The organism is Arthrobacter sp. TJ-265 (assembly GCF_058269135.1).
Genome location: NZ_JBZCND010000002.1, coordinates 580184 through 595077 on the forward strand (window position 1 = coordinate 580184; position 14894 = coordinate 595077).

12 protein-coding genes and 1 tRNA gene are annotated in these 14894 nt (G+C 69.6%); 4 read left to right on the forward strand and 9 right to left on the reverse strand.

Going from position 1 to position 14894, the window contains the following annotated elements; translation table 11 throughout:
- The first annotated feature begins 75 nt into the window (after positions 1–75).
- Entirely contained in the window at positions 76–999 is a 924-nt protein-coding gene (locus AC4D2E_RS11240) for a S1C family serine protease (RefSeq protein WP_490911048.1), read from the forward strand.
- 33 nt (positions 1000–1032) lie between these two features.
- Here AC4D2E_RS11240 and AC4D2E_RS11245 read toward each other — a convergent pair whose 3' ends face one another.
- From AC4D2E_RS11245 to AC4D2E_RS11275, 7 genes are all read right to left on the reverse strand, one after another.
- Positions 1033–1503 carry an SRPBCC family protein gene (locus tag AC4D2E_RS11245; RefSeq protein WP_490952679.1) on the reverse strand — a complete coding sequence of 157 codons (471 nt, stop codon included), beginning with the start codon at positions 1501–1503 and terminating at the stop codon, positions 1033–1035.
- A 103-nt stretch (positions 1504–1606) separates the two neighbouring features.
- Complete coding sequence (locus tag AC4D2E_RS11250; RefSeq protein ID WP_490952680.1) at positions 1607–2662, reverse strand: zinc-dependent alcohol dehydrogenase family protein; 1056 nt, start codon at positions 2660–2662, stop codon at positions 1607–1609.
- Positions 2663–2737: 75 nt separating this feature from the next.
- Positions 2738–4162, reverse strand: a complete 1425-nt coding sequence (locus AC4D2E_RS11255) for a sugar porter family MFS transporter (RefSeq protein WP_490952681.1) — start codon at positions 4160–4162, stop codon at positions 2738–2740.
- A 114-nt stretch (positions 4163–4276) separates the two neighbouring features.
- Positions 4277–5179, reverse strand: a complete 903-nt coding sequence (sucD, locus tag AC4D2E_RS11260; protein WP_104168730.1) for a succinate--CoA ligase subunit alpha — start codon at positions 5177–5179, stop codon at positions 4277–4279.
- A gap of 12 nt (positions 5180–5191) precedes the next feature.
- On the reverse strand, positions 5192–6358 hold the full coding sequence (gene sucC, locus AC4D2E_RS11265; protein ID WP_104168731.1) for an ADP-forming succinate--CoA ligase subunit beta: 1167 nt from the start codon (positions 6356–6358) through the stop codon (positions 5192–5194).
- A gap of 176 nt (positions 6359–6534) precedes the next feature.
- Positions 6535–9003, reverse strand: a complete 2469-nt coding sequence (gene pcrA / locus AC4D2E_RS11270; RefSeq protein ID WP_490952682.1) for a DNA helicase PcrA — start codon at positions 9001–9003, stop codon at positions 6535–6537.
- A gap of 107 nt (positions 9004–9110) precedes the next feature.
- Positions 9111–10652 (reverse strand): alanine/glycine:cation symporter family protein, encoded by a 1542-nt coding sequence (locus AC4D2E_RS11275; RefSeq protein WP_258069999.1) that lies wholly within the window; start codon positions 10650–10652, stop codon positions 9111–9113.
- 162 nt (positions 10653–10814) lie between these two features.
- On the opposite strand from AC4D2E_RS11275, the gene AC4D2E_RS11280 reads away from it, so the two are divergent.
- The 3 genes from AC4D2E_RS11280 (at position 10815) to AC4D2E_RS11290 (ending at position 12071) form a co-directional block, all read left to right on the forward strand.
- Positions 10815–11438 carry a hypothetical protein gene (locus AC4D2E_RS11280; protein ID WP_104168734.1) on the forward strand — a complete coding sequence of 208 codons (624 nt, stop codon included), beginning with the start codon at positions 10815–10817 and terminating at the stop codon, positions 11436–11438.
- 37 nt (positions 11439–11475) lie between these two features.
- Positions 11476–11552: transfer RNA gene (locus AC4D2E_RS11285), tRNA-Arg, on the forward strand.
- An 81-nt stretch (positions 11553–11633) separates the two neighbouring features.
- Entirely contained in the window at positions 11634–12071 is a 438-nt protein-coding gene (locus AC4D2E_RS11290; RefSeq protein WP_490952683.1) for an NUDIX hydrolase, read from the forward strand.
- Positions 12072–12114: 43 nt separating this feature from the next.
- On the opposite strand, the gene AC4D2E_RS11295 is transcribed toward AC4D2E_RS11290, so the two are convergent.
- Both AC4D2E_RS11295 and AC4D2E_RS11300 read right to left on the reverse strand, forming a co-directional pair.
- Positions 12115–12696 (reverse strand): dTMP kinase, encoded by a 582-nt coding sequence (locus AC4D2E_RS11295; RefSeq protein WP_490952684.1) that lies wholly within the window; start codon positions 12694–12696, stop codon positions 12115–12117.
- A gap of 98 nt (positions 12697–12794) precedes the next feature.
- A complete protein-coding gene (locus tag AC4D2E_RS11300; RefSeq protein WP_104168736.1) occupies positions 12795–14702 on the reverse strand; it encodes an ABC transporter ATP-binding protein in 1908 nt (635 codons plus the stop codon).
- Between the last annotated feature and the right edge of the window lie 192 nt (positions 14703–14894).

A 14894-nucleotide genomic window follows, 5' to 3' on the forward strand; every position in this document is an offset into this window, starting at 1 on the left:
CGCCGGACCCGCGGGTGCATGCGCCCTGCGCGAACGCCGTTCCTCCACCGCCGCGGCGGTGCTGCAATGGTCCCTATGGACGAGCAGGAGGCTCTCGACGCATATTCGGCAGCGGTCGTGCGGATCGCCGAGTCCACACTGCCGTCGGTGGCGGCGGTCTCCGTGCGTACCGCCCGCGGCGCGGGTGCGGGCAGCGCGTCCGTCATCTCCACGGAGGGGCACCTGCTGACGAGCGCTCATGTGGTGGCCGGCGCACAGCGCACCGAGGTCGCGTTCGGCGACGGATCCGTCCTGCCCGCGCGCGTCGTGGGCAGGGATCCGCTGTCGGACCTCGCGGTACTCCAGGCGGAGGGGAGCACGCCGCCACCGGTCCCGTGGGGGGATGCGACCCGCCTCCGGGTCGGGCAGCTCGTGGTGGCGCTCGGCAACCCGCTCGGCCTGGCCGGCAGCGTCACCGCGGGCATCGTCTCCGCGCTCGGCCGGTCACTGCCCACCCTGTCAGGGCGCGTCGTGGACGAGGTCATCCAGACGGACGCGACCCTGAATCCGGGCAACAGCGGAGGTGTGCTGGCCGACAGCGCGGGCCGCATGGTCGGAGTGAACACCGCCGTCGCCGGCATCGGACTCGGCCTTGCCGTGCCGATCAACCCGACCACCCGGGAGATCATCGACGCGCTGATCACCAGGGGACGCGTCCGACGCGCGTGGCTGGGGGTGGTCGGAGCCCAGATCACCCTCACCCCGGAGCTCGCGGCTCGTGTCGGGGCGCCCACCGGGATGCAGGTGGCATCCGTCGTCGCGGGCAGCCCTGCAGCAGGTGCCGGGGCACGTGCGGGTGACGTCGTCGTCTCACTCGACCGCTTCCCCGTCCGCAGCGCGACGGGCATTCAGCGGCTGATGGTCGAGACGGCGATCGGACGCCGGATGGAGATGACGGTGTGGCGCAACGGCGCCCTGGTGGACATCGTCGTGGAGCCCGAGGAACTGCGCACACCGTGACGGGATCGGGGTGTGCACCCGGGTCCGGGTCGCCTACGCGGGGTCGTGCTGCTGCAGGACGTAGTCCTCGAGCTTCCCGAGCGTCGCTTCGATGCTCGCCGGATGCCGGCGGGTGAAGCCGGTGAGCCTGAACACGAAGCGCCACCGCACGGCGCGCCCGTCCCATTCCTCGCGCACGAGCGTCCCGCCGTCCCGCGGTTCGAGCGTGTACCGCCAGACGTGGGCGGAGAAGTGGCGCCAGGCGATCCGGCGGCCCTCCTCGAACTCGACCACGCGGTTCAGGATCCTGTAGGACGTCCCCATCGTCATGTCCATCCCGAACTTCGCCCCCAGGGACAGCCGGGCCGGCCCGTTGGGCTGCTCGCCGCGGACCGTCCCGGACCCGTCGATGACGCTGTGCAGGGCGGGTGTCGCGAGGACCTCGAAGATGCGGGTGGCGGGCGCCGCGATGAGGCGTTCCCTGGAGATGAGGTAGGCGGAGTCCGTGCCGGGCGTCGTCGTCATCCCCTCATTCTGCCCGCTCCGCCGTCCGCCGGCAGCCAGGACCGGGCGGCGGCGGCGAAGGGCCCCCACGCGGAGGGCCCTTCGGTCTCGGAACGTCCTGCGGTCAGGGCTTCAGGAGCACCTTGATGGCGCGGCGCTCGTCCATGGCCCTGTACGCTTCCGCGGCGTCCTCCAGGGGCATCTCGACGTCGAAGACACGGCCCGGGTTGATGGTCCCGTCGAGGACGTCCTTCAGCAGCTCCGGGATGTAGGTGTGGGCCGGTGCCATCCCGCCGCCCACGGTGATGTTCTTCGCGAAGAGCACGCCGATGGGCAGTTCCGGTCCGCCGGCGGGGACGCCGACGAAGCCCAGGTGACCGCCGGGGCGCGTGCTGCGCAGCGCCTGGTCCATGGACTCCTTCGTACCCACGCACTCGAGGACGGAGTCGGCGAGGACACCCCCGAGGAGCTCGCGCACCTTCTCGACACCCTCGTCGCCGCGCTCGGCGACGATGTCCGTGGCGCCGAACTCGCGGGCGAGCTCCTGCCGGTCGGTGTGGCGGGACATGGCGATGATGCGCTCGGCCCCCAGCCGCTTCGCGGCGAGCACCCCGCACAGTCCCACGGCGCCGTCACCCACGACGACGACGGTGCTGCCCGGGCCGACGTTCGCGGACACGGCGGCGTGGTGGCCGGTGGACATCACATCGGAGAGGGTCAGCAGGCTCGCCGTCAGGGCGGCGTCGGGTTCGGTCACGCCGTCCACCTTCCGCAGGGTGCCGTCGGCCTGCGGGACACGCACGGCTTCGCCCTGCGCGCCCTGCACGAAGTCTCCGTGCTCGTCCGTACTGCCCCAGCCCACGAGGTGGTCGCATGCCACGGTCACGCCGTTGAGGCACTGCGGGCACGCGCCGCAGCTGTCCACGAACGGCGCGATCACGAAGTCACCCACCGCGATGTCGCGGACGTCGTCGCCCACGGACTCCACGACGCCGACGAACTCGTGACCGATCGCCTTGGGTTCCTTGGTGGGCCGGACGCCCCGGTACGGCCAGAGGTCGGAGCCGCAGACGCAGGCCGCCGTGACCCGCACGACGGCGTCCGTCGGACGGATGATGCTCGGGTAGTCCCGGTCCTCGACCCTGATGTCGCCGGGCCCGTGGATGATGGTCGCACGCATGGTGATCTCCTAGAAGCTTGCTTGACGCAATCGATTGTCCCCTTCCGTCACCTTACAAGCCGCGTGCCGGAGGCTCTACCGCCGCCGGCCGTCCACCGTCTCCTTGAACTGGTGCTCCAGTTCCTCCAGGGTCTTCCCGCGGGTCTCGGGGACGTGGCGGCGGGCGAAGACGATCGCGGCGACGCCGAGGACCACGAACACGAAGAAGGTGTTCGAGATCCCGACGGCGTCCATGAGGATCGGGAAGCTGAGGCTGACCGCGAAGTTGACCATCCACAGGACGAAGACCGCCGCACCCATGCCGAGGCCCCGTAGCCGCATCGGGAAGATCTCGGCCAGCATCAGCCAGGTCACCGGGGAGATCGCGCCCTGCTGGAAGGCCAGGAAGGTGACGGTGAGGGCCAGGACCAGGAAGCCCCGGGCCGTACCCTCGGGCACGAGGAGGGAGACGAGGCCGATGGCGAGGAGGGCCGACGTCGTCCCGATCTGCCCGACGAGCAGCATGGGGCGGCGCCCCACCCGGCCGAGCAGCCAGATGCCGACGAAGGTCGCGGCGACCGAGATGACCCCGTTCGCGATGTTCGCGGTGAGCGCCGCCTGCGTGCCGAACCCGGCGACGTCGAGGATCCGCGTCCCGTAGTACATGATCGAGTTCACGCCGGTGATCTGCTGGATGACGGCGAGACCGAGGCCGACGACGACGATGCGGCGGAGCCAGGGCTCGCGCAGGTCGCCGACGCTCGCGCGGTCCTGCCCACGGTCCTCGATGGCCAGCGCCTTCAGTGCGGCGAACTCGCCCTGCGCGGCGGCCGGCGGGCGAAGGGTCTCGAGGACCCGCAGGGCGGACCCGAACGCGCCCCGGGCCGCTAGCCAGCGGGGGCTCTCCGGGACGAAGTGCAGGCCGATCCAGAGGCCGATGGCGGGGAGCGTCCCCAGGACGAGCATCCACCGCCAGATGCCGTGGCTGTCGCCGAAGACGCCGCCCAGGTACGCGCTGCTGCTGAACGCGAGGAGCTGGCCCGTCACGATCATGAGTTCGTTGCGGGTCACCACCTGCCCGCGCCGGGCGGCCGGGGAGAGTTCGGCGAGGAAGATCGGGACGAGTACCGAGGCCCCGCCGACCGCCAGCCCGAGGATGAGCCGTGAGGTGACCATGACCGTGACATCGGGGGCGAGGGCGGAGCCCAGCGTCCCCCCGAGGAAGACGGCCGCGAGCACCATGAGCATCCGGCGGCGTCCGTAGGCGTCGGCGAGCCGGCCTCCGAGGAGGGCGCCGAACGCGGCCCCGAAGACGAGCGAGCTCGCGACGAGGCCTTCGGCGAAGGCGCCGAGACGGAGATCGTCCACCATGAACGGCAGCGCACCGTTGATGACGCCGGTGTCGAACCCGAACAGCAGTCCGCCGAGGGTCGCCACCCACGTGGCGCGCCGGAGGTGTGCGCGCTGCCGACGCCCGTCGGCCGCAGTGGCGGCCGTGCCGTTGCTGGTCACGTTGCTCATGCCGTCACCTCCTGCTGGTGATCGTCCTCCGGTTCCCGCTCCGGGGTCTCCGGTCCCTCCGACGCAAAAGCCTCCCCCGCTCGGGTGCGGGGGAGGCTTCTGGGATCACGGGGATCAGAGTGTCGCGTAGACCTCGCGGAGGAGCTTGGCGGTCTCGGACGGCGTCTTGCCGACCTTGACGCCGGCGGCCTCGAGGGCTTCCTTCTTGGCCTGCGCGGTCCCGGCCGACCCGGAGACGATCGCGCCGGCGTGGCCCATGGTCTTGCCTTCGGGGGCGGTGAAGCCCGCGACGTAGCCGACGACGGGCTTGGTGACGTTCGCCTTGATGAAGTCGGCGGCACGCTCTTCGGCGTCTCCGCCGATCTCACCGATCATCACGATGGCCTTGGTCTCGGGATCCGCTTCGAAGGCCGCGAGGGCGTCGATGTGCGTGGTCCCGATGACGGGGTCGCCACCGATGCCGATGGCCGTCGAGAAGCCGAGGTCGCGGAGTTCGAACATCATCTGGTAGGTCAGCGTGCCGGACTTCGAGACGAGGCCCACGCCACCCTTGCCCGTGATGTTCGCGGGCGTGATGCCCACGAGGGACTCTCCGGGCGTGATGATGCCCGGGCAGTTGGGGCCGATGATGCGGGTGATCTGCTGACCGTCCGCGTCGACCTTCGACTGGGCGAGCGCCCAGAACTCGGCGGAGTCCTGCACCGGGACACCCTCGGTGATGACCACGACGAGCCCGATGCCGGCCTCGATGGCCTCGACGACGGCATCCTTCGTGAAGGCCGGCGGGACGAAGACGATCGACACGTCGGCGCCGGTCTCCTTCTTCGCCTCCTCGACCGTGCCGTACACCGGGAGGGTGACGTCGCCGTGGGTCACCGTGGTGCCGGCCTTGCGGGCGTTGACGCCACCGACGACCTGCGTCCCGGCCTTCAGCATGAGGGCGGTGTGCTTGGTGCCCTCGCCGCCGGTGATGCCCTGGACGATGACCTTGGAGTCCTTGTTGAGGTAGATAGACATACGGGTGTTCCCTTACTTTCCGTTGGCCAGCGCGGCAGCCTTGTCGGCGCCTTCGTCCATGGTGTCGGCGAGCGTGACCAGCGGGTGGTTGGCATCGGCGAGGATGCGTCGGCCCTCCTCGACGTTGTTGCCGTCCAGGCGCACCACGAGGGGCTTGTTGGCCTCGTCGCCGAGCATCTCGAGGGCCTTGACGATGCCGTTCGCGACGGCGTCGCACGAGGTGATGCCGCCGAAGACGTTCACGAAGACGCTCTTGACCTGGGCATCGTTGAGGATGACGTCGAGACCGGCGGCCATGACCTCGGCCGAGGCTCCGCCGCCGATGTCGAGGAAGTTGGCGGGCTGCACGCCGCCGTGGGCCTCGCCGGCGTAGGCGACGACGTCGAGGGTCGACATGACGAGCCCGGCGCCGTTGCCGATGATGCCGACCTCGCCGTCGAGCTTGACGTAGTTGAGGTCGTGTTCCTTGGCCTTCGCCTCGAGCGGATCGGTGGAGTCCGTGTCCTCGAGCGCGGCGTGGTCCGCGTGGCGGAACCCTGCGTTCTCGTCGATCGTGACCTTGCCGTCGAGCGCGAGGATGTCACCGTTGCCGGTCTTCACGAGCGGGTTGACCTCGACGAGCGTGGCGTCCTCCTTCACGAAGACGTCCCACAGCTTGAGGATGGTGTGGACGACGCCGTCGCGCAGCTCGGGGGCGAAGCCCGCGGCGTCCACGATCTCCTCGGCCTTGGCCTGGTCGATGCCGGTCCCGGCGTCGACGGCGATGCGCGCGAGGGCATCGGGGCGCTCGACGGCGAGCTGCTCGATCTCCACGCCGCCCTCCACCGAGCACATGGCCAGGTAGTTCCGGTTGGAGCGGTCGAGCAGCACGGAGAAGTAGTACTCCTCGGCGATGTCCGCGCCCTGGGCGATCATCACCTTGTGGACCGTGTGTCCCTTGATGTCCATCCCGAGGATGTCCGAAGCGTAGGTGAAGGCTTCATCGGGGGTCTTGGCGACCTTGACGCCGCCGGCTTTGCCGCGACCGCCCACCTTGACCTGGGCCTTGACGACCACGACACCGCCGATCTTCTCGGCTGCTGCCTTTGCTTCTTCCGGGGTCTGCGCCACGATGCCGGCAAGCACGGGAACCCCGTGTGCCTCGAAGAGATCGCGCGCCTGATATTCAAACAGGTCCACTTAGCTAGTGTCCTTCTACGTCGAAGTAGGTTTACAAGAGGGAACTTTAGCCCCTCGGGCCCGAGGCCTTCCCCAGACTATCGGTTTAGTGAGGAAGGGCACACTTCTATCTCCTGTAGAAATTTGCGCCGGCGCCTCGGGAACTGCTAACGGGTCCCGACGGCGGTCGGAGCGGGTCAGGCCACCTTGGTGAGCGGCGCGTAGCGCAGGAGCAGCCGCTTCTCGCCGACGTCGAACCGGACCTTGGCCACGGTCTTGTCGCCCGCTCCCTCGACGGACAGCACCGTGCCGTTGCCGAAACTCGTGTGGTTGACGTGGTCGCCGACCGCGACGGACACGACCTCCTTCTGGGGCTGCACGCGCCCGACGCTCCTGGACGGCGCCGGGGTGCCGCCGGAGAACCCGCCGCCGCTCGCGCCCCAGTAGGACCCGCTGAACCGCGGGCCGCCTGCACTGCCGCCGCCGGAGGTCCAGGCCGGCTTCGCCGCGCCCTCGCGCTTCCAGTGGATGAGCTCCTCGGGGATCTCGCTGACGAACTGGCTCGCCGGGTTGTACTGGCTCTGGCCCCACATGCTGCGCACCTCGGAGCGCGTGATGTACAGCCGCTGCCGGGCGCGGGTCAGGCCCACGTAGGCGAGGCGCCGCTCCTCGGCGAGTTCCTTCGGATCGGTCGCGGAGCGCTGGTGCGGGAAGATGCCCTGCTCCATGCCGGTGAGGAACACCACGGGGAACTCGAGACCCTTGGCGGTGTGCAGTGTCATGAGGGTGACCACGCCCTGGCGTCGGGCCTCCTCCACGGCGCGCTGCACGTCCGCGGCCGAGCCCTCCGGGGCATCGGGGATCTGGTCGGCGTCGGCCACGAGGGCCACCTGCTCGAGGAAATCGCCCAGCGTGCCCTCGGGGTTGTCCCGTTCGAACTCGCGGACGACGGCGACGAGCTCGGCCAGGTTCTCCACCCGGGACTCGTCCTGGGGGTCGTTGCTGGTGCGCAGCTGCTCCAGGTAGCCGGTCTGCTCCAGGACGGCCTCGAGGGCCGCCGAGGCGCCCGAACCGCTCGCGACCTCGGCGAGGTCGTCGATGAGCTTCACGAAACCGGTCACCGCGTTGACGGAGCGCGTCGCCATGCCCGGCGCGTGGTCGGCCCGCCGCAGGGCCTCCATGAAGCTGATCCGCTCGCGTTCGCCCAGGGACGCGACGGCGTATTCGGCGCGGTCGCCGATGCCGCGCTTGGGTTCGTTGAGGATGCGGCGCAGGTTGACGACGTCGTCCTGGTTCACGAGGACACGCAGGTACGCTAGTGCGTCCTTGATCTCCTTGCGCTCGTAGAAGCGGGTCCCGCCGACCACCTTGTAGGGCAGGCCGACGCGCAGCAGGATCTCCTCGACGGACCGTGACTGGGCGTTGGTGCGGTAGAAGATCGCGACGTCACCGGGCCGGATGCCGTCCTCGTCCTGGAGGCGGTCGATCTCCTCGGCGATGAAGCGGGCCTCCTCGTGCTCGTTCTCGCCCACGTAGCCGACGATCTTCTCGCCGCTGCCCTCGGCCGTCCACAGCCGCTTCTCCGGCCGGTCGGGGTTCCGGGAGATGACCGCGTTCGCGGCGGTGAGGATGTTCTGGGTGGAGCGGTAGTTCTGCTCGAGCAGGATGGTGCGGGCGCTCGGGTAGTCGTTCTCGAACTCGACGATGTTCCGCACGTCGGCGCCGCGGAACGCGTAGATGGACTGGTCGGAATCCCCCACGACGGTCAGCTCCGCCGGGTCCTCGGTGGATTCGCCCGGCACGCCGACGATCTCCCGGACCAGGGCGTACTGGGCGTGGTTGGTGTCCTGGTACTCGTCGACGAGGACGTGGCGGAAGCGCCGCCGGTAGTAGTCGGCCACGCCGGGGAAGGCCCGGAACATGTAGACGGTCTGGGCGATCAGGTCGTCGAAGTCCATGGCGTTGGCCCGGCGCATGCGCTGGGCGTAGCCCGTGTAGACCTCGGCGACGGCCTGCTCGAAGGGATCCGACAGGCCGGCGGTCGAGGCGAACGTCTCCTCGTCGATGAGCTCGTTCTTGAGTGCGCTGATCTTGTGCTGGATGGCCTTGGGCGCGAACTTCTTGGGGTCGAGGTCCAGCCCCTTGGCCACGAGCGTGATGAGGCGCAGCGTGTCCGCGGAGTCGTAGATGGAGAAGTTCGAGTTGAGGCCGACGGAGGCGGCCTCGCGGCGGAGGATCCGCACGCAGGAGGAGTGGAACGTGGAGATCCACATCCGCTTCGCGACGTCGCCGATCAGGCCCTCGATGCGTTCCCGCATCTCGGCGGCCGCCTTGTTCGTGAAGGTGATGGCGAGGACCTGCCCCGGGTGCGAGCGGCCGGTGGCCAGCAGGTAGGCGATCCGGTGGCTGAGCACGCGGGTCTTGCCCGAACCGGCGCCGGCGACGATCAGCAGCGGCGCTCCCCCGTGCTTCACGGCTTCCTCCTGCTGGGGGTTCAGCCCGAGCAGGAGTTCCCGGGCACGGTGCTCGTCCACGCCGGCGCGGGAGGGGACGTGCTCCGTGGCCGGGTCGGCCGCCTCGGGGGACGCTGCTGTCGCCGCGTCCCGGGCACGCTTCTTCTCGGCGGGCGTGGGCGGGGAGACGTAGGGATCGAAGAGCATGTCCATGGTGCCTCAAGTCTAGGCCGTGCCCCCGACACCCACGGAGTACCGTCCCGGGCACAGGACTGCCCCCGCCGGAGGACCGGCGGGGGCAGGGTCGTAGGGGTGGGGTACTACTTCTCGGCCTGCAGCTCGTCCGTCTCGATCCCGAGGATCGCCAGCTTGCCGCTCTTGCGATCCGCGAGGTACGCACGCATCTCCCGCTTGATGACGGGGAGCAGGAAGTACACGCCGAGCAGGTTGACGAAACCGCAGACGAACAGCGCCGCGTCGGCGAAGCCGATGACCTGGCTGAAGGTCAGCACGGTCCCGGCGACGGTGAAGAACAGGAAGATGACCTTGTAGATGATCTCCGTGGTCTTGCCGCGCCCGAACAGGTACTGCCATGACTTGAGCCCGTAGTAGGACCACGTGATGAGCGTGGAGTAGGCGAAGAGCGACACCGCGATGGCGAGGACCACGGGGAACCAGGGGAACACGGTGGCGAAGGCGTCCGACGTGAGGATGACTCCGTCCGGCGTTCCTTCGCCCGCCTGCACCTGATCGATTCCGGCCTGGAGGCTCGGTGCGCCCGCGATGATGATCGCCAGCGCCGTCATCGTGCAGATGAGCACCGTGTCGACGAGCGGTTCGAAGAGTGCGACGAAGCCCTCGCTGACCGGGCGGCGGGTCTTCACTGCCGAGTGCGCGATCGCGGCGGAGCCGAGCCCTGCCTCGTTGGAGAACGCTGCACGGGTGAACCCGACGATCATGACGCCGAGGATACCGCCGGCGATTCCCTGGGGATTGAACGCGCCCGCGAAGATCGACGCGATGGCAGCGGGAACCTGTCCGAGGTTGACGAGGATGACGAGGAGGCAGGACACCACGTAGACGAGCCCCATCGCCGGCACGAGCCGGCTGGTGGTGGCTCCGATGGACTTGATGCCGCCGAGGATCACCACGGCGACGAGGCCTGCGAGCACGAGGCCGAAGATGAGCGCGGCTCCGGGGCTGCCGAGGAGTCCGTCGGCGCCGCCCGTGACGTTCTGGACCTGGGCGAAGGTCTGGTTCGCCTGGAACATGTTGCCGCCGGCCACGCCGAAGATCAGGATGGCCACCGCGAAGATACCGGTCAGGATCTTCGCCGGGATGCTCCCGAACTTGCTGAACGCGATGGGCAGATACCGGAAGGGCCCACCACTGACGCTCCCGTCCTCGTGGACTTCGCGGTACTTGACGCCGAGCGTGCACTCGGCGAATTTCGTCGCCATGCCCAGGAGTCCGGCAAGAACCATCCAGAAGGTCGCACCGGGGCCACCGAGTGCCATGGCCGCGCCGACGCCGGCAATGTTTCCCAGCCCGACCGTCCCCGACAACGCCGACGTCAGCGCCTGGAAGTGCGGCACCTCCCCGGGGTCGTCCTTCGACGAGTATCGGCCGCGGACCACTTCGTACCCGACCTTCAGCCCCCGGAACTGGATGAAGCCGAAGTACACCGTGAAGATCACGCCCGCCGCGATGAGCCACAGCACGACGAACGGGAAGCTCACGTCACCGATGGTGATGGGGAAGAACACGATCGTCGAGAAAACCTCGGTGACGGGTTCGAACACCGCGTTGATGGCGGCGTCGATGCTCGCGAGCCAGCCCACCTCCTCGGTCACAGTGGTCATGGGTAGCGCTGTTGTGAAGGACATCCTTATAGGAAAGCGTTCTTCGCGCGTGAGCGCAATCACAGGCTCGGTCCGGCGGGAAAAAGCCACGGGTTGGCAACGCCCTTCACGTGGTGTTCCGGGGATGATCTGCGGAGGCGGATCGTCGCCCATACTTCAGTCATGGCAAGAACCAGGGCTCAGATCGCACGCAAGCATTCCACCGGCGCCTCTGCCGCGCCCGAGGTGCCACGGGCGGACCGGCAACGCTCCAACGGCAGCCTGGTCCTCATCGCCGCCGCCGTGGCCTCCCTCTTCCTCTTCTGGTACTTCCACCTGCTCACGCTCGGGCAGATGACGCAGCTCTCGGGAGGGCTGGCGATGCCCGACATGATGATCGGCGGCTACGACGCCGGGTACGTGGAACGGCTGCGGGGGTCCATGGACGACGACGCCCGCGGCCAGCTGAGCTACCTCCACCGGACGGCCGGCACCCTGTTCCCGCTGATCTTCGCGTTCGCCTGGCTCCTGCTGGTCCAGCTCAACGTCGGACGCCGCTGGCTACGCTGGCTGCTGTGGTCCCCCGTGATCCTGTTCGTCGTCGTCGACCTGTGGGAGAACATCGCGATCGACGCGGTGCTCGCGGAGGCGAGTCCCGGCGCCGTGGCGCTGGCCTCGACGCTGACGGTGATGCGATGGGTGCTGCTGGGGCTGAGCCTCGTGGCGGGTGCCGCCTCCGTGTTCCTGCCGCGGACACTCCGCGCGGCGGGCGGCAGGGGCGCAGAACCCGGAACGAAGAGCAGGTAAGCTGGGACCGCCGGATCGGGTACACCAGCCGATCCGCGCCTCTGTAGCTCAGTAGGATAGAGCGTCCCTCTCCTAAAGGGAAGGTCGTCGGTTCGATTCCGGCCAGGGGCACCACAGCGGGACGCACGACGGGGAAGGGCCGTGGAGTCCGTCCGCCCGCCGCGCTCCGAGCAGGGAAGGTGGACGTCATGCTTCGTGGCTGAGGCCCCCACGATCACCGTCACCGCCCTGTGCCTGCTCGACGACGACGGCCGCCTGCTGCTCGTCCGGAAGCGCGGGACCACCCTGTTCATGCAGCCCGGCGGCAAACCGGAACCGGGCGAGACGCCGGAGGAGACCGGCGCACGCGAACTGTCCGAGGAACTGGGCCTGAGCGTCGGGCCCCGGGACCTCCGCCTGTTCGGCACCTGGCAAGGGCCGGCCGCGAACGAGGCGGACACCCGGCTGGTCGCCACCGTCTTCCTCTGCCCCCTGACGGCCGAACCGCTCCCGGCGGCCGAGATCGAGGAGATCTCCTGGCTCGACCTCCGCGACGCGGCCGGACGCCCCGACCTCGCTCCCCTGCTGACCGACTACGTCGTCCCCCGACTCCTCGGGGATCGCGGGCCGCGTCGGCGTCAGGGCGTGTGCTGACCCGGCGCCCCTCCCCGGGACGGCACCTGCTGTCGGAGGAGCGTCAACGGAGTCCTGCCCCGCACACCCCGAGCTCCTGCAGGATGTCCTCGACGAGCTGCTCGGGCGTGCGGCTCGCGTCGAGGACGAGGAAGGTCGGGAAGACGCTCAACTGCCGGTACGCGGCATCGAGACCGGTCAGATGCTCGAGGGTCTCGATGTCCAGGGCACGGCGGGCGATCCGGGCATGCGCGAGGTCCGCGGGGACGTCGAGATAGACGACCAGCCCCGGGGTGGGCAGGACCGCGAGGAGGAAGGGGAGCAGCCTGCCAGCCGGCAGTCCCCGGAGGCGCCGGAGCGCGAGCTGGCAGTACAGGTACCGGTCCATGACGACGACCCCGGAACGGGAACCGGCCCGAGCGTGGGCGAGCAGGACGTTGACGCAGCGGATCGACGTCTCCACGGCATCCAGCACGGCCACCGGCGGGCTGATGTTCCGGCGGCTGCACCAGCCGGTGATGCTGCGTCGGCCGGACCGGTTCATGGTGAAGATCGCAGGGCGGTCGGATGCCCTCAGCCGCTCCGCGAGCAGCAGGCCCGCGGTGCTCTTGCCTGCCCCGTCGATGCCGGCGAGAACGATGATCATCGCTCAGTCTAGGCACCCCCGGGGCGGGCAGATGCATCGGAGCCAGGGGGATCACCCCCAACGGCTGAGGCAGGCTCCTCGCGGCCCCCACCCGACGCCTAGACGCCGCTCAGGGCCTCGGGTTCCTCGTCCACGGCCACGTTCTTCTGGACGGCGAACTGCGTCCGGTGCAGTTCCTCGTACCGACCGCCGACCGCCAGCAGCTCGTCGTGCGTCCCGCGCTCCACGATCGCCCCGTCCTCCACCACGAGGATCAGGTCCGCACTGCGGATCGTCGAGAGCCGGTGCGCGATGACCATGGCGGTCCGCCCCTCGAGCGCCTCGCTCAGGGCCGCCTGGACGGCGGCCTCCGACGTCGAGTCCAGCGCGGCCGTCGCCTCGTCGAGGATCACGACGCGGGGCTGTGCGAGCAGGAGGCGCGCGATGGTCATGCGCTGGCGCTCACCGCCGGACAGCCGGTATCCGCGCTCGCCCACCATGGTGTCGAGCTGGTCGGGCAGGGAGCGGATCAGCGGCTCCAGCCGGGCCCGGCGCACGGCGTCCCACACCTCGTGTTCCGTGGCCTCCGGGCGCGCGAGGCGGAGGTTCGAGAGGATGGTCTCGTGGAACAGGTGGCCGTCCTGGGTCACCATGCCGAGCGTGTGGCGCATCGAGGCGAAGGTGACGTTCCGGACGTCGGCACCGGCCAGGCGCACCGCGCCGCTGTCGACGTCGTACAGCCGCGCCAGGAGCTGCGCGATGGTCGACTTGCCGGCGCCGGAGGTCCCGACGAGCGCGACGGTCTGGCCGGGTTCGATGCGGAAGGACACCCCGTGCAGCACCTCCTCGCCGCCCCGGGTGTCGAGTGTCGAGACCTCCTCGAGGGAGGCGAGGGAGACCTTGTCGGCCGAGGGGTAGGCGAAGCGGACGTCGTCGAACTCGACGGACACGGGGCCGGCGGGGACGGCGGCGGCGTCGGGCACCTCCTGGATCAGCGGTTCGAGGTCCAGCACCTCGAAGACCCGCTCGAAGCTGACGATCGCGCTCATGATCTCGACGCGCGCGTTCGCGAGGCTCGTCAGCGGCGCGTACAGGCGGGTGAGGAGGAGTGCGAGGGTGACGACCTCGCCCGTGTCGAGCTGGCCCGCGAGCGCGAGGGTTCCGCCGAGTCCGTACACCAGGGCGAGCGCCAGCGCGGAGACGAGCATCAGGGCGGTGAAGAAGACGAACTGCAGCATCGCCGTGCGCACCCCGATGTCCCGGACGCGGGCGGCGCGGACGCGGAACTCCTCGGCCTCCTCGTCGGGCCGGCCGAAGAGCTTGACCAGGGTGGCCCCGGGCGCCGAGAAGCGCTCGGTCATCTGGGTGCTCATGGCCGAGTTGTGGTCCGCGGCCTCGCGGCGGAGCGCGGCGAGGCGGCTGCCCATGCGACGGGCCGGCACCAGGAAGACGGGCAGCATGACGACGGCGAGCACGGTCACGAGCCAGGAGGTGCTGAGCATGACGGCGAGGGTGAGGACCAGCGCCACGAGGTTCGTGACCACACCGGACAGCGTGCCGCTGAACGCCTGCTGCGCGCCGATCACGTCATTGTTGAGGCGGCTGACCAGGGCCCCGGTCCGCGTCCGGGTGAAGAAGGCGATGGGCATCTTCTGCACGTGGTTGAACACGGCGGTGCGCAGGTCCAGGATGACTCCCTCGCCGATGCGCGACGAGTACCAGCGGGTGAGCAGGGACACCCCGGCGTCCACGACGGCGACCAGCGCGATGATGGACGCGAGCCATACGATCGTCCGGACCTCGCCGCCGGCGACGATGACGTCGACCACCTGACCGGCCAGGACCGGCGTCGCGACGGCCAGGAACGCCCCGGCCACGGACAGCAGGATGAAGAGCACCAGCTTCCGGCGGTACGGCACCGCGAAGGTCAGGATCCGGCGCACCGTCTCCCGGGAGAAGCCGTGCCTGTTGTCCCTCGCCGTCGAGATCTTGTACAGCGAGCTCCACGCCGCGCCCTCCATGCTCATGGCCGTTCCTTCCGTGGATGCCGGTTCCGGCTCGGGTTCGCAGGTGTTCTCCGGATCCCGCCGTCATGCTGCGGAACAATTAGTGGATGTCCCGGTGTTGATACCAGTAGTGTTTCGACTCCGGCCGCCATCGGGCGAAGCGGATGCACCTAGGGTTCAAGCCGTTCGGGAGCCCTTCTATTTCCGGCGCCC